10 protein-coding genes are annotated in these 16,181 nt (G+C 63.1%); 6 read left to right on the plus strand and 4 right to left on the minus strand.

Translation table 11 applies throughout. The annotated features are described in order from the left end of the window. Window positions 1-3 precede the first annotated feature (3 nt). Window positions 4-3,087, minus strand: coding sequence for a hypothetical protein (locus tag DB354_RS07790; RefSeq protein WP_158277428.1), 3,084 nt, complete (start codon window positions 3,085-3,087; stop codon window positions 4-6). 239 nt (window positions 3,088-3,326) lie between these two features. Between DB354_RS07790 and DB354_RS07795 the strand changes: the two genes are divergently transcribed. Beyond that, window positions 3,327-3,950: a GreA/GreB family elongation factor gene (locus tag DB354_RS07795; RefSeq protein WP_107834885.1), complete on the plus strand. Its 624-nt coding sequence runs from the start codon at window positions 3,327-3,329 to the stop codon at window positions 3,948-3,950. Between the two features lie 354 nt (window positions 3,951-4,304). Then, the gene (locus DB354_RS07800; RefSeq protein WP_107834886.1) at window positions 4,305-5,168 is read left to right on the plus strand and encodes a class I SAM-dependent methyltransferase; all 864 of its coding nucleotides are present in this window, start codon (window positions 4,305-4,307) and stop codon (window positions 5,166-5,168) included. Between the two features lie 149 nt (window positions 5,169-5,317). On the opposite strand, the gene DB354_RS07805 is transcribed toward DB354_RS07800, so the two are convergent. After that, window positions 5,318-6,511 carry a TlpA disulfide reductase family protein gene (locus tag DB354_RS07805; protein WP_107834887.1) on the minus strand — a complete coding sequence of 398 codons (1,194 nt, stop codon included), beginning with the start codon at window positions 6,509-6,511 and terminating at the stop codon, window positions 5,318-5,320. Between the two features lie 181 nt (window positions 6,512-6,692). After that, the gene (locus DB354_RS07810) at window positions 6,693-9,854 is read right to left on the minus strand and encodes a TonB-dependent receptor (protein WP_158277429.1); all 3,162 of its coding nucleotides are present in this window, start codon (window positions 9,852-9,854) and stop codon (window positions 6,693-6,695) included. A gap of 850 nt (window positions 9,855-10,704) precedes the next feature. On the opposite strand from DB354_RS07810, the gene DB354_RS07815 reads away from it, so the two are divergent. The 3 genes from DB354_RS07815 (at window position 10,705) to DB354_RS07830 (ending at window position 13,716) form a co-directional block, all read left to right on the plus strand. Next, on the plus strand, window positions 10,705-11,802 hold the full coding sequence (locus DB354_RS07815; protein ID WP_146180150.1) for a hypothetical protein: 1,098 nt from the start codon (window positions 10,705-10,707) through the stop codon (window positions 11,800-11,802). A 972-nt stretch (window positions 11,803-12,774) separates the two neighbouring features. Beyond that, window positions 12,775-13,146 (plus strand): hypothetical protein, encoded by a 372-nt coding sequence (locus tag DB354_RS07825; RefSeq protein WP_158277430.1) that lies wholly within the window; start codon window positions 12,775-12,777, stop codon window positions 13,144-13,146. A gap of 9 nt (window positions 13,147-13,155) precedes the next feature. Next, window positions 13,156-13,716: a zeta toxin family protein gene (locus DB354_RS07830; RefSeq protein WP_107834892.1), complete on the plus strand. Its 561-nt coding sequence runs from the start codon at window positions 13,156-13,158 to the stop codon at window positions 13,714-13,716. On the opposite strand, the gene DB354_RS07835 is transcribed toward DB354_RS07830, so the two are convergent. Then, a complete protein-coding gene (locus DB354_RS07835; protein WP_107834893.1) occupies window positions 13,703-14,434 on the minus strand; it encodes an ATP-grasp domain-containing protein in 732 nt (243 codons plus the stop codon). The genes DB354_RS07830 and DB354_RS07835 overlap by 14 nt on opposite strands. A gap of 85 nt (window positions 14,435-14,519) precedes the next feature. On the opposite strand from DB354_RS07835, the gene DB354_RS07840 reads away from it, so the two are divergent. Further along, complete coding sequence (locus DB354_RS07840; RefSeq protein ID WP_233256585.1) at window positions 14,520-15,476, plus strand: HNH endonuclease signature motif containing protein; 957 nt, start codon at window positions 14,520-14,522, stop codon at window positions 15,474-15,476. The last annotated feature ends 705 nt before the right edge of the window (window positions 15,477-16,181 follow it).

Genomic DNA, 16,181 nt, shown 5'->3' on the forward strand with positions numbered 1-16,181 from the left:
GGGCTATTGATAAGGCAGTTCGTACACCTCGACTAGCGCCAGGCCGGCGGCGTCCTCGACGCCTCGCACCATGGCTGTGTACACGCCCGGCGCCAGATCGACGACCAGCGCTGCGTCCTTCGAACCCGGTTCCAGGGAGAAGGCTCCGGTCGCCTTGAAATGTGCGTCCCACGCCTCCTTCGAGGTGCCCCAGTCGTCGTTCTCGGCGATGATGGTTCCACCGCGATAAACCTCCAAGCGCGGGTTGGCCAGCGGGCCGCTGACGCCCAGCGCGCTGAGCCGCGGACCAATGCCGCGTATCAGCAGGCGCTTGTACCGGTCTCCGGAAACCACAAAGCCGGCGATGAGGACTTGCCCAGGCCCGACGTAGGCCCGCCCCGAACTGTTCACCAGCCGCGGCGCGCCCTTCTCCGACGGCTTCGTGTCGTCGTAGATCTCCAGCAGCGCAATCCCGGGAGCCGCTCCGGCCGTGTTCACATGTACGCCGTACGATCCGGGTCCGAGATCCACGCGCAGCGCGGCGTCCTTGCTGCCGGGCGTGAGGGGGAAGGCTCCGCGCCGACTCGCCTCGTCGGCGATTGACTCGTCCCAGTCGTCGTTCTGCTCCGTCGTGCCGGCGGGCCGAAACAGGAGCATCTTGGGGTCGGCGAGAACCTCACCCGCGCCCAGGCCCAACGCCTCGAGCCCCGGGCCGACCGCTCGCGTTAACATGGAACGTGAGCCCGACGCGCCGCCGATCACGAATCCGGCAATCAACGTACGATCCCCCTCCCCGGCCGTGGCCCGGATCGACATGTTTGCCAACCGCGATGCGCCGCCGCTGGTCACGGGTTTGATCCGCGCCAATCCCGTCACCGCCCGGCCGTTGATGGCCGTGAAGCTCCCGGCGAGCAACGGCCTGCCGTCAGGCAACAGGTGCAACCTCAACGTGACGGGATATGCGAGGTCGAATCGGGCGAGAAAGTCGGTGTCGCGAACGCCATCCGGGTCGTACCGCGCAAGCCCCGAGACCGATGCAACGACCAGCGATCCATCCGGGTTTAGGACCATGTCGATATTCCTGGGCGAACTCGTCATTGATCCGCCATGGAAGCTGACGCGACTATAGCCGGGATCTTCAAGAGCGGACGCAGTGAGTCGCCCAGCATAGATATCATATTCGCCCCAAATCTCGTTCACGAACGAGACGTAGTGAATTTTGCCCGCGACGATCACAAGTTGTTCAATCGGCAAACTCAGGGTCCGGACCGGAAACGATGCGTCCACCAAGCCATCGGGCAGCAGTCGGATCAGTTTCGAGCCGCGCACGCCGATCGCTCCGGTCCCACCGGTACTCTGGTATGTGCTCGCGGCAAGGAACACGCGGCCGAGGTCGTCGTGGGCGAAGACAAAGCTGCGGTAGTCCGGGTCCCAGGAACCGACATGGGGTTCGGCGAGGACGATGGTCTGAGTCGGAAACCCCGCGTCGGGCGAACCATCGGGCTGGTTGCGGGAGATCGTTACGACGTTGCCGTTCAGCGTCACGTTAAGGGAACGCCCGTCCGTCAACCAAATGTTGCCCGGGAGCCGAGTACCGAGCGGCACGATCGTCCCATCGGATTTGACCAAGGTGTACGCCGGGGTACCGGCGTTGCCGCTCGGCGCAAGCGTCGAGACCGTGGAAATAAGCACGTCACCATTCGGCAGCACGCGCGGGGTGGTGCCGGTCGCGAGCCGCAAGCCCGCCGCGACCAGGTTGAAGGTTTCATCCAGCGATCCATCGACGTTCAGCCGCGCAATGCCCTCCTGCGGCTCGTCTCCGGGATAGAAATACATTTCGGCCCGAACGAGAAGCCGACCATCAGGCAGGATATCGACCCTCCGCGGCTCCGTGACGATCGGCGTGGAGAAAGTTGGATCGATGAGGTCGCCAGGGGTTGGCGCTGGGCGCACAGAGAGGGGGAGCCCGCTATTAGGACCGGTGGTGGAGCCATACGCGTTTGATACCTTGCATTGGTACTCCACCCCGACATCGGCTGGCGACAAGGGGCCCAGTGTCAGCGTGCTCGCCGTCGCGCCGGCAATCGCCACCCCACTCCGCAACCACTGGTAGGTCTTGGGCGTCGCACCGTTACTCGACCACGCCGAGAGCGTCACACGATTGCCGACGTACAAGCCGGGACCAGACACGGTGACGTCAATAACACCAGGAGATGTCTGCGGCGGCACCGAGCGAAGGATGACACCCTCAAAACCGACGGCCACGACTTCATTCGCGCTGGCCGCCACCGCCGCCAGGCGCGCGGCCGGGTTGTCGACCTTAACGACGTACCCGCGGCAGAAGATCGGCTCCAAGGGGTTCCCCCGCCCGCTTTGGCCGACGCAGATCGTCGTGTCGTTGAACCGAGTGATGCCACGAAAGTACGCGTACCAGTCGGACGGTGAGATCCAGGGGTATGCGACAGTCCAATGTCGCGGATCGGTCGCGGTGGCCGTCAGCTCAGACTCGCCAGCGGCAAAGAAGGTTGTGCCATCACAGAACAGCGCCTCGACGTTGCCATGCGTCAGGATTCCCCGGCGCTTGAAATGAACGCCGTCGGTCGTCACCAGAATCGTTTGGTTCCCGCCGCCCAGTACAAAGCCAACATCAGCACGGTACGCGACGGCGCGAAGGAATGAGGGAGCGCCGCTCGCCGCGGCGGACCACGTCACCCCATCCGCCGACGTGCTCACAATCCCCTGCTCGCCCACCGCGAGATAGCGGTCGCCCCCGAACGCCACGCCGTTCAGGCGGAGGTTGGTGCCCGAATCGCGTCGCGTCCAGGTGGCGGCATCCGGCGACGTGAGGATCGCACCATTGTTCCCCACCGCCACGTACTGACCGCCCCCGTAAGTGACGGCGAGGAGCCATTCGCTCGTCCCGCCGTCTCGCGCCGCCCACGCGGAGCCGTCGGTCGACGTGAGGATCGTGCCGCCCACGCCGACGGCGACGAACTGGCCGCCACCGTGGCACACGCCCCAGAGATCGTTCTGCGTGTGCGACGTCACCGTCGTCCAGGTGGTCTGCGCCCTCGCGTGGGGCGCAGCCCAAACCACGACCGCCAGCATCGCCCACATTCCGAGGGCCCGGCAGGTATTGCGGAACCACTGATCCAAGACAGCTCGTCGCGAAGAGGTTTGCACATGTCCTGCGACAACTTGGCCGTTAGCACCCGCTACTCGTCACGCGAGAAGGCGGCGCAAGACTTGGCACGCGGAGTTTTCCCTCGCTCGGACGGTCTGGAGGCCGGGCGGTCGCGTCAGGATCCCGTCTGGAGCGACCGCAGATCTCTGCTAGAGTCCCGGCCATGCCACTGCATCGAAAGAACATCTTCCGGCTGCCGCCGCCACCCCCGACGACGATCTACGTGCGGCACGGGTACAACCGGGTGCTGGCGGAGGAGTTCGAGGCGCTGAAGCGGAAACGCGTCGACCTGGTGAAGGACAAGGTGGAGGCGCACAGCCAGGGCGACCTGCGCGAGAACTTCGGTTTCAAGGCGGCCAAGGAGGCGATCCGCGCCGTCGATCGGAAGATGACCGCGCTCGATCGTTTCGTCGTCCGCAACACCTTCATCGAAGTCGATCCGGCCACCTGGCTGACGAAGCCAACGCCGACGGTGCAGCTCGGGCACGTGGTCACGGTCGAGAAGCAGGACGTCGGTACAAAGCGCAAACACCGGTTCACGTTTCTCGTGGCGACCCATGGCGAGACGGCGACCGACGCCGAGTCCGGCATCGAATGTCTGCCCCACAGCTCGCCGCTGGCGACCGCGATCCTGGGACTCACGCCCGACACGCCGACGACCGTGACGCTCCCCGCCGGGGAGGCCGTCATCACCGTCCGCGCGATCCGCAATCCCACCCAGGCCGAACTCGACCGCCTTCTCTCTCCCATCGCCCCGCCCGACGTCCAGGACGACGAAGGCGAGTAACCGGCGACAGCGGATATCGCCCCGACGGCCTCGCGCTCTGAGAGCACCGGCTCAGTGACCAAAACGCGGTCACGAGCACCACAAGCGGGCGAAACTTAGCCCTTCGCTTTCGCGGCCTTCTTGGCGGCCACGATGCGGTCGTTCTTAATGCGGCGGGTTTTTCGTTTCTTAACGTTGTGGGTGCAGGGAGGCATAGGAGCGACTCAACCGGCGGGTTGAGCAAAAGCCAGTAGAATATACCTGCTCCACCATTCCTGAACGGCTAACGACTGGGGAAGAGCGTCGGCGCAGCCGCCTTGCTTGGTGGTTGGCAGCGGCAAGGAACGTTGCCCATCGGCCGCAAACGACGCTTTGATGACCGTCCAAACGAACATGGAAAATGCGCACCAGGAGAAGTTGATTCTCAATGTCCATGCATCAGCGCCGGGATTGACCGAGCGAAGCATTGGCGCAGCGCGAACCGCGAGCGGAGCCACGAGTTATGACGCGTTCTCCACGTTTGCGGAGCCTGCCGATGGCATGTCGGTGGTGGACCTCGCCTGCGGGAACGGGCCGCTCACCGAGATTTTGGTGAAGCGCGTCGGGCCGGGAGGCCAGGTGACGGCGGTCGACTTGAGTGACGCCGAACTGGCTTCGGCGCGTATCCGCTTGGCTCACGTCGCTACCGTCCGGTTTCTGAACGAAGCGGCCGACCACCTTTCACTTCCTTCCGGCTCCGTGGATCTGGTCGTCTGCCATATGGCCTTCATGTTATTCAGCCCCCTGAATGCGGCGGTTGACGAGGTCGCCCGCGTCCTGAAACGCGGCGGCAGATTCGCCGCGGTGATACCCGGCTTGCGAGAACCCTCGGCGCTCTTTGCCGCCTGTGCGGCTGAGCTCAAGGCTTCGCTCGCGTCCGAAGGACTGGAGGGCGAGGCCATCAGCGGCAACGGGGTGCGAATGGCGGACGTCGACGACCTGAAGCGCATTTTTCCCGCCGCGCAGTGGCGTACCGACGAGGCGATCGCCACGGAGGCCATCGCAGTGGCTGTACAAGCCGCGCCGGAAGTCTTGGTCGAGCGAGTGGCGCCGGCCTTTTACAGCTATCAGATCCTCCCGGAGGCCAGCCGCCGCAGGTTGAGAGAGAGATGGCTGGCGCTATTCCGCACGGCGAGCAACGCACAGGGCGAGACTGCCTTCGAATTTCCGCTGACCGCGTTTAGGATCACGCGGCGCTGAACGAAGGTCGATCGTAGCGTGCGATTGCAGCAGGCCGCGGGCAGCAGCGGAGCTAGACTAACCAAACCTGCAGCCGGGGCGGCGACCCCGGCTACACCCACGCCCAATCCTCGGCGGTTCCGCCGCCCGATGCTGCCCCGGCCGATCCCTCACATCTTCAGCAGCCGCCGCACCGTCTGCCCGAGCTTCTCGCCGCGCGCATCCGTGCTCACGAGGTTGCCCTGCTGATCGAGCAGGAACATCGCCGGAATGCCGGAGATGGTGTATTCCCTCGCCAGCGCGTCGTTCCAGCCCTTGCCCTCGAACCGCTGCGGCCAGGTCACGCCCTCCTTCGCGACGAGATCGATGAACTTCTTCCGGTCTTTTTCCGCGTCGAGCGACACGCCGATCACCTCGAAGCCTTTGTCGTGCAGTTCCTCGTAGGTCTTCTTCACGTTCGGTATCTCAGCGATGCACGGCCCGCACCACGTCGCCCAGAAATCAATCAGCACGACTTTGCCGCGCAGCTTCTTCAAATCCACCTCGCGCCCATCGAGCGCCGTGAACGTCAGCTCGAAGGGTTTCTTGGACAACTCCGCGAAGCGCGCCCGTGCCTGCACATATTCGCGCGCCGCACGATTCGGGCTGTCACTGAATCCCGCCAGCACCGCGACCTCGTCCACCGTCCCGAGCTTCTTTCGCAGGCTCACGTACATCGGCAGGATGCCGCGGCCCGATTCGCTCTCCGGCCAGCCCGCCAGGAACTTCTTCATCGCCGCCTCCACCGCCGGCAGATCGACCGGCGTGCCACCCTCGAAAGCCGCGCGGTAGTTCGCATTCATCACCTGCATCATGTCGCCGAACTCGAGCTGCTCGCGCACCTCATCCGGCACATCAGCCGCCGCGCGCATCTCCTTCTCGATCGCCTCAACCTTCGCCGTCCACGCCGCCTCACGCGCCGTGTCGCGCACGACGAGCTTCTCGTCACTCGAGGCGTCGTAGCCCTCGCCGATCGACTTCACGAACCGCGGCAGATAGCGCGGCAGCAGGAAGGCTGCACGCCACCGGCGCGGATCGGTCGGATGTTTCTCCATGAACGCGACCGCTGCGTTGGAGAGGCTCTGGCAGTAGTTGTCATACCAGAAATACTGCGCCGCACCCTTCGTGCCCTCAGGGGGGCGGCGGGCCTGCAATGCCAGCACGGCGTTGAGTTCGACCTCGACCGGATCGGACGAGGCCGGCGCCGGCATGTCCGCGGGCGCAGCGGCCAGCCGCACGACTGGCGCCACCACACCAGCGATCGTGCCGAGGAGAAGCAGGCGGCGCGCCCAGAGCGCACCGCGGGAGAGAGAGGAGAGAAACATGATCAGAGTTGGAGGATTGATGGTGCGAGGGTCACTGCCGCGGATGCCGCACCGGGCACCGTAAGAGGAAATCCAAAAAACGAGAACCGCTTCTCCCGCCCGAGCCGGGATGCCGTGGGAGCGGGAAATTTGGGGCCGGTGCCCGGCTTTCCCGCTCTCCACGTTCCGGTTCGGGGCCGGGTTAGAAACTCTTTTTCACCTGCAGATACACATAACGCTGACGCGGATCATCGGCGCCGTCGTAGAACGCGCCGCTCGAGAGGAACGCCGGCTTGTCGTTCAGCACATTGAGCATGCCGAGCGTGAACTTCGCGCCGGAGAACCAGGTCTTCCAGCCATCTGCGGCGGCGATGCCGTAGGGAATCTCATAGCTGGCCTGAAGGTCCCAGTGCAGATACGCCGGGATGCGGCCGCCATCGAGCGACGATGCGCCCGGATAGCTCTCGGACGGAGCCGTGGTGCTCGTCGAATGGTGCCCGACGTAGCGGCCCGTAATCGTGGCCGACCAACGCCCGCGGAGCCAGGTCGCCGAAGCATTCCCGCGCCAGCGGATCGGACCGCTGCCGCCCGCCGTGTTCACGATCGGCGCGGTCGGCGTCGTCGCGAGGAGGAACTTGTTCGTGAAGCTCGCCGAGCCGGCGAACTCGAACGTGCCCACCGCCGTCTTCACTTCGTTGTAGCGCAGGCCCACGTCGATGCCTTCCGTGTCCGTCACCGACGCGTTGAACGCCCGTGCGTCCACCGCCGTGATGCGGCCGAGCCAGCCCGCGGGATCGCCCGCGCCGGGCGCCTGCCGCGTGATGAGAAAGCCGAAGGCGTCCGGATTCGCGATAATGTCCACGAAAGAGGTCGAGACGACCGCATCGGTCTTCTTGATCTTCCAGTAATCGAGATTGAGCGTGAGATTTGGGAGCCAGCGCGGCGTGAGAATCACGCCGAAGTTGTCCGACTTCGCCTTCTCCGGCGTCAGGTTCGGATTGCCACCCTGCTTGACCGCAATCATCGGCGTGAACTGCATCGTGTTGCCACGCTTCGGATCGGGGAAGTAGCCGCCGACCGGAAACTCCGTGGTCGGCGCGCTCACGTCCCACCAGTTGGGCGGGTAGAAACCTTCCGAATACGACGCGCGCAGCGCGACGTCGCGTGTCACCTGCAGTTTCACCGCGACGACGCTGCTCGTCGCCGACTGTTTGTTGGTGAAGGGCTTATCTTCCGAGTTCAGGCCACTGCTGGTGTCGAGTTCCCGCGAAAGGCTGCCCTGGAGATCGAGACCCTCGATCGGCAGCGGCTGCCACTGCTTGCTGATCACTGGCACGCTCACCTCGACGGCACCCTGTCGGATCTTGCGCGTGCCGGGCGTGCTGCTCGACGAAGTGTCCCAACCGACGTTATGGATAAGCCGCGAGGTCGCATCGCTGCCGTCCATGAGCTGACCGGAGACAAAATCCCAATGTTGATACTTGCCCACCGCCGAGGCGCGGAGCGGTCCGGCCGGCAGGTTGAAGACCTCGCCCATCACGCGCGCATTGCCCTCCCATTGCAGGCCGTGCGAGGCGCTGCGGCGCACCGTGCCGAAATACTTATCCGCGTCGGCCTGGCTGATCGGATACTTGGTGTGATCGCTGAAGAGCGGATAGATCGCGCGCCGAACCTCCGCCGGAGCGGACGGGCCGGGATCGGCGTAGGGATCGAGATCGTTGAGATCGATCAGGTCCGTCGACGGGTTCTTGCTGTTGGTCAAGCTGTGCGAGTAGTCGAGCACGCCGTCGACCGACCATTCCCAGCGCTCCGTGATCTGGCCCTTGAGTCCGAGCACCGCGCGGGCCGACTCATCCTTATAGAGGATTGAGGGATCGGGCAGGTCCGGCGAATCGAGAAAGACGGTTACCGCCCGGCCCGCGAAGCCCGGGGTGACGTTGTTGCGAAAGGGATTCAGCGGGTCGTCGGCATCCAGATACTCCACGAGCTGCTGCGGCATCGAGTAGGACTTCCGGTTCTGCCCGACGGTGAACTCGCCGTAGGCGTTGAGCTTGTCCTTCACGAACTCGTGTTCGAGCTGGGCGTTGACACTGAAGGATTCGATCGGCTCGTAGAGAATCGAGCGACCATAGCGCGGACTCAGCGTGGGCTTGCCCGCCGTGGCCGTAAACGACCCCGGCGTGAGTGCCAGCGCTTGGGCCGCAGTCAGGCCCGCCGGCACGCCGGCATAGCGCACGCCCGCGGCGCCGGGGATGCCCAGATCACCCGACGTGGCACCACCTTGGATCAGGATGGTCGCCGGCGAGCCCGCAAACGCCGGCAGGATCAACGTCTCGAACAGCCGCTGGCCCTGGGGGTTGACGGCGGTCGAGTCCGGACCGTAGCGGCGGAAGGCATCGTCGAGGTAGTCGCGCTGGTTGGCCCGCAGCGCCTCGCGATGCTGGTAGCTGAGCGCGTAGGTGAGATTGGTTTTGCCGCCGTTGAAGCTCCGGCCTTCGAGATACGTCGCGCGATACTCGGTCGCGCCGCCGTCGGTCGAGGTGCCGAAGTAGGTCGTGAGATCGCGGCCGGTGTATTCCTTGCGCAGGATGACGTTGATCGCGCCGCCGAGCGCGCCCGCGCCGTAGATGGCCGAGCCCGCGTAGGGCAGGATCTCGACGCGCTCGATCGCCGCGATCGGGATGCGCGCGATGTCCGCGCCGCCGTTCGACCCCAAGCCGCTGCGCGGCAGTGCGCGGCCATTGACCAACACGACCGTCTGCGACGAGTCGAACCCGCGCAGGCCGACGGTCGAGGTGCGGGAGGTCAGCCCGCCGCTGACGTTGGAAAAGCCCGCCGGGGCCTGCATGAACGTCGAGGCCGACGAGGTCTGCGGAATGTAGCGGAAGAGTTCCTCCAGGCTCGAGACGCCCATGCGCTCGATATCGAGGCGCGTGACGACCTCGTGGTAGAGCGGCGCGTTGGCGCCGGCCTGCAGCAGGCCCTTATTGTTCAGACCGTCGATGCGCGTGGTGGAGACGTCCACCCTCTCGAGCATGGTCGGCCGGCCTTCCGTGAAGGGCGGTTCATTCTCCGTGGTGTTTTCTTTTCGCGTTGCGGGTGCGGGCTTCGTGACGGTGAGCGCTCCGCTTTTCGGATCCTGCACGACCACCAGGCCGGTCTCGGCGACGAGCTGCTCGAGCGCCTGGCGGGGCGTGTAGTCCCCCTTCACGGAGTTGGTCTTCACGCCCTCGACCTTGTCCGCGCTGTAAATGACCTCGACCTTCGCCTGCTTGGCGAAGCTTTCGAGGGTCGTCTTGCCGGCTCCCGCCGGGATGTCGAATGATCGCGGTGGAGGCTCCGCCGCGCGAAGCCCGAACGCCAACGCGCTGAGCGCAAGGAGGCACGCTCCGCGGGGAAAGCGCCGCCAAATCCCCGAGATCGCTCCGGAGCGAGCGGCCGTATGATTGAGTCGGACGCGCGGCGTAGTGCCGACTGTCCCTGTGATATCGTGGTAGGTCTTTCCCATCGTCGTGCTGGTTGGAAGTGCCGAACGGAGCGGTTGCGGAAGACGTTCGGCTCGTTTCGCTAGCACGTTCCGTTCCGAGTCGGGAGCGGCGACGTGGGTAGAAATCGCCACAGACCTATCGGTGGTGCGTTTGAAGGGGCCTGTCTTGCGCAATTCTCCGCCAGTCATCTGGTCGGCGGCAGTACTCACACTGCCTTTTCGAGGACTTGTTATTATCTAACTAAACGAGGCGACTATCATCCGTGTACACCTGCTTTTAGGGGGAAATCCGTGTCTCCGAGCGGCAATCACAAGTTTCTATCTTACAGGTCATTACAATGCGACTTATAAAGCCATTAAGATCCGCTTGATTCGCATCCCGTTCACCGGCCTTCGTTTGACGCTGGTACAGGTAAACGATCAGCCGACGCGCCAGTCGTGAGTTCGCATGAAAAGTAGATTCGGAATGCGTCACCGGAGCGGAGCGATGGAGATACAGATCGTAGCTCACGTCACATCAAGTCCTCGACTGACTGAGCTGTATTGTAATCGAACATGCCGGCCACGGGCCATGAGCAAGCCGTGCTCGGACGGTGCGTCGAATGGCAATCCGGGCTGGGATCGAACCAATGCTCCGTTTTCTGGAGGTGTTCGCCGAGGCAATTTCTTCGGAGAGTGCCAACACCGCCGACGCACACCTGCGCGCACGGGGGGCCACTCTAGCCCAATGCAGCAACTCGGAATTGCACTGCCGATCCAAACGGAGGAGCCTGCCGCGGTGAGAACGACGCGCTATCGCTTCCGGGCCATCCTCCTTGCCGTCGGTGTCTCGTCTTGGACGCCATTCGTGCTTATCGCTGACAGTCCCGCTCCTGAACTGACGAAGGTCACGACCTCGGAACGCGGATCGGCATTCGTGAAGATGGTGGCAGGCGGAGAAACGGGAGTTCCTTATGCCGCGGTCTACTCAGTTTCTCCTCACGGAGAGACGCGGGAGGCATGGCGGGCCCAAGGCTGGTATTCACATCAGGTGTTTTTGTCAGACGACGCGCGGTTCCTTGTCCGGATGGGGCCGTGGCACGATGGCAGCAGACCCCAACCCGGGCATTTGGCCGTCGCGTTCTACTGTGAAGGCAAGCTGCTCAAGGAATACTCAACCGTGGATCTCTTGAAGGACGCGTCGAAGGTGCTGGTTTCGGCCAGCCACTATCAATGGCTCGCCGATGACGTCGGTCGATCGTTGCCAGACCCGGAGATCGCATTGCGTCTTGAGGAGTACGACAAGAGCTTTTGCCTGACGACCGCCGACGGCTGGCACTACACCTTTGATCTCTCCACTGGCGCGATACGCAGTACCCGAAAGATCGACGTGCCCGTCGGTGACTGGTCGTCAAACGCAGATATCGCGCGTCTCGGCGTCGCGCTGATGCTGATCGAATTTCCCTGTGACTACACGCAACTCAGACGGCTGCTCGGGTTGGGCCGTGTGGATTCGGTTTCCGGCTCTTGGTCGGACGGCGTCGACACGCGGCTGTGGGCGATAAGCGAGCCGGCGGCGCCAAATGGGTTCACCGCGTTGGAGGTAACGATAAAGGACTACGACTACAAGGGAGGTCCCGACGGCGCCGGAACCGGAACGGTCACCGGCGCGCGGCTACTGTACGTTTCGTGCGCCGGCCTGCGCTACGCGTTTTATCCGCCACGGCACCTAGAGAGGCTTGTACAGGACTTCAAAGTCGCTAACCGGCGTGGAAACAGGACTCCGTCAGAAATGGCGGCCGAAATCATGGAGGGAATGAACGCGCGGCTGTTGCTGGATTACTGACAACTTACGCTGACCGGGCCAGCCATTGACTGGGGACGGTTCAAGGAGAACTCGAAAAACTCTCGGGGGCCGATCTTGTCACCAGCCGGCGCAACGGGAACCGACGCTACTACCGGGCCAACTCAAGCCACCCGCTGTTCCCGGACCTGCAGCAACTCGTCCTCAAGACCACGGGCTTGCGCGACGTGCTCGCGGAGGCAATTCGGGGCATCAAGGGGATCGAAGTGGCATTCGTTTTCGGCTCGCTTGCCTCCGGCGCTGGCAAGGCGACGAGCGACGTGGGCCCTGAGAAAGGCCACGGACGCGGTCGGCCGTGAGATAAATCCTGTGTCGATGACCGCCGCGGAGTTTCGGAAGCGGCGAGCGAAGAACCCGTTCGTGCTGGATGTGCTCGGGAAGGAAAAACTCTTCGTGTAGGGAGGCGCCGATGACCTTGAGCGACTGGGCTAGGAGCGGGGTGGCTCAAACCACAGCAGCCGTCCCGCGACCAAATCGCGAAGATCTTCGGCGTGTTGATCGCGACCTTGAGGATTCGAAGCGAAATCTGTCCCACACGGTCGATTCAACATCGCCTACAACGCCGCGCTCCAGCTCTGCTCGATTGCGCTGCTCGCGGAGGACTGGCGACCCGACAAGCTGAACGCGCATTACCGCACCACTGCGTCGCTGCCGTTGATATTGGGCAAAACCTGGCCGGACGGCGCCGACTGCCTTGATGCCTGTCGTGCGAAACGGAACGGGCTGGAGTACGACGCCGCCGGCCGCGTGAGTGCCGCAGAAGCGAGGGAGCTGCGGGAGTTCGCACTTGAGCTTCGTGTCGCCGTGGTCGACTGGCTCGGCACCGCACACGCTGACCTTTCGCCGTGGGCGAAGTGACTGGCTGGAAGTTCGTTCCGGGATCGACCTGACTCAGCGCGGATGCCGATCGCTGAGGGAAGTTGACCGTGTAGCGAAATGCTACAGAGTTCGCCCATGAGTTCAATCCCCCTGCGCATCGATTCGGAGTTGGTGAACATGGCGAGAACAACCGGCGCGTTGTTCGATCGGCCTCCGACCGCGCAGATCGAGCACTGGGCCAAGCTGGGGCGGGTGCTCGACAGCGTGCTGGTGGGCGAAAGCGTCGCGAAAGTGAAGCAGCGCGGAAATGTCGCGGATCTCGATCAGGTCGTAGCGTTGTCGCAGTCCGAAAAAGGCCGAAAGAAGGCTCTCGCGCTAATCGCCAAACATGCAGGACCTGTTTACGAAGCGGATACGACGGCACCCGATCTCATCATCGAACGCAGGGCCGACGGATCAACTCGACGCGGACGGTTTTCGAACCGCCAGTTCATTCCCGTCGAATAGAGTGCCGGCATGGAACCGAGGCTGATCTTTCTCGCCGGCCCGAATGGCGCAGGCAAATCCACGTTTTTCGAGACCTTCCTCAAGGACACCGGGCTGCCATTCGTAAACGCCGACCGAATCGGCGCAGCGCTCGGAATTTCGGATTCTGAGGCCGCCGCAGCAGCGGATGCGGCGCGGTCGCAACTCCTGGCCGAGGAAATGTCCTTCATCACGGAGACCGTTTTCTCTGATCCCGTGGGCGCGAAACTTCAGTTTCTGCGCGATGCGATCGCGGCCGGCTACCGCGTGACGGTCTATTTCATCGGCATCTCCAGCGCTCAACTTTCCGGGGCTCGGGTGGCTCAACGGGTGCGCGCCGGCGGTCATGACGTGCCGCCGGAACGTCTCGAGCGGCGCTTCCGGCAGTCCCTGGAGAACCTCAGACAGGCGCTGACGTTTGTCCCCGAGGTTCACGTCTATGACAACAGTTCAGCCGAAAATCCATATCGGCTCGTTCTCAGCGTCCGAGAAAGCCGCTCCGTCCGCGCCGATCCTCTGCCGGGTTGGCTGAAGCCGGTCATTTCGGGTTAGTCTCACTCGATGAATGCGAGCGCCGCCGATTCACGATTGGATGAACTCCGCGCGAAATTGGCCGAGGTTCGCTCGCAGGCCTCGAAGCTGGTCCTTCGGCTGGCCATTCAGGCGGCTGAGGCAGCCATGCGCTCCGCGAATTGGGCGTGTTTTCAGAACCGATGAGTAGGCTCATCGCGAACCGCCGCGAGCTGGACTCTAGTGCTCCGCTTCCTTCGTAGATCGCTGCGTCGAGGACTTGGCCCTCTACGACGAAACTCCGCACCTCGGCTGTTAATGTCACGGGCTCCGCAACCAAAACCGCAGTGTCCGGCGGTAGACCGCGGCATTCGGCGCTGAGTTCTTCCGGTGAGGAGTAGACGGCGCCGCGAAATTGCTTCGGCGTGACCGGCTTCACGAATGCCGGAAGCGTGGTGAGAGCATCAGTCAATGTGCGTCGCACAATCTGGCGCTGAAGGAAGCGCGATGGCACATGTAGCAGCAGATCGTCGGCGGGCGAGCAGAGCGCGAGCCCGAGCTTCTGCTGAAGCACCAAACAAAACGAGTCCGCTCCGTAGACGCGCACCGTTGCGGGATCGAATACCGGCGGATCCCAAAACCGGCCCAAGCGGTGCACCTCGCCACCTCCCCGGGCAAACGCGTCGGCCAATGCGTCCCGCTCGATGTCCGGCTTGTCGGAGATAAGCAGGTTAAGTCCGGTGGTGCTGGGAGCCGTCATGCGGCATTCATCCTGGGGCAGGTAATTTCTCGACTGACTCGTGAGCAGTAACGAGTAGCAACTGAGTCCGGTGGCATTCTGGTGGGTGAATCACAAGCAAACTTTCCGGCACGAATTTCGTGGCGGTTACATCTGGTCACCAAAGCGCCGCAAGGATGGTGCACGAAATATCTTCTATGATTTCATGCGGATGGTCCGGCCGGGCGACGTTGTTTTCTCGTATGCCGATGGTCTGATCCATGGCTCTGGCGCAGCGAAAACCCACTGCTACACGTCGCCCAGGCCAGACGAGTTTGGCCACATTGGTAACGCGTGGGACGTGATCGGATGGCGGGTGGACGTTGAATTCGCGGCTGCGGCTAACCCGATCCAGCCGCGCGCCGTCCTCGATGAGATCGGCCCCCACATCGGTGTTCGCCACTCTCCGCTCAACGCCGACGGGACCGGCCGTCAGGCCGTCTATCTCGCGGCCATTCCGGATGTGCTCGGACATATCGTGGCGGAGCGGATCGGCTTCGTGGTCCCAGCTGTTCAGGTTGCCGAGCTGGGTAGCGGAAACAACATCGAGGTGGAATTGCCCGGGATCGATGAGTGGGAGCAGGTCGAGGAACGAAAAATTGAGTCATCGGAGTTGCCGCAAACGGAACGCGCGGCCCTCATCAAGTCTCGTCTGGGCCAAGGTCGGTTCAAAACTAACGTCAGCCGCTTTGAAACTCGCTGCCGCGTTACGCAGGTTTCAAACCCCGTCCACCTCATCGCGAGCCACATCAAGCCGTGGCGTGAATCGAACAATGAGGAGCGTCTAGCTGCGGGGAACGGGCTGCTGCTGACACCCTCGATCGATCATCTCTTCGATCGTGGATTCATCTCCTTTGCCGATTCCGGCGAGACACTAATCTCGCCCATCGCAGACGTTGATTCTCTGCGGCGCATGGGAGTCGACCCTGGGAATCCGCCTCGCGTCGGTGGTTTCAATTCGGATCAGAAGTATTTTCTCCAGCACCACCGAACGTCGATTTTCCTGGAGGGCGTGAGCGCGTAGAACAACGGCCAGCTCATTCATTCGCGATTCGCGAATAGCGAATGGGAATGCGGCGACGACGTGGCCTTGCCAACGTGCCACGCCTCGCTGGCGTCAGAGACGTGGAACCAGCGCGATGGCAGTCGGCGAGTAACCTGAAACGACCGGAATAACCTTACGACCGTAAGGTTTATCCGAACAGTTGGGCCGTGCGGACCGTCGGTTTTGCCGATCATTTTGCCGATGTTTAGAGCGCTTTTTCACGCTGGGAATCAAATGCTTGAGCGCGGAAGAGGGTAAAAATTTGTCGGCGTTTTTGCCGGTCTGCTGAAGGATGGCCAGGCCCACTTTGTTGGGCGAATTAAGCAATCAATCATGATTGCTTAAACCCTCATCTTGGACCTTAGTGATAATATGTTATCGCTTAATACGGAAGCCGACTTGCTGCGGACTGTAGCCGACGCTGTCCGTCAGCACCGCTTGGCCCATGGGCTTCGGCAACTCGATCTTGGCCAAAAAAGCGGCGTAGCGATTGCGACCCTGCGGCGTTTCGAACGCTCCGGACAGATCAGCTTTTTGGGGCTGGCGAAGCTGCTGACAACACTCGGCCTCACCGACGCGTTTATCGCGTCGTTTCAGCGGACGCCGGAGACTCCGGCGAGCGCGCGAGAATTCATGAACGCGAGCGCCCAGCGCCGGAAACGCGCACCCCGGCGTTCCGCCTAA

It is taken from the genome of Opitutus sp. ER46 (assembly GCF_003054705.1).
Lineage (GTDB): Bacteria > Verrucomicrobiota > Verrucomicrobiia > Opitutales > Opitutaceae > ER46.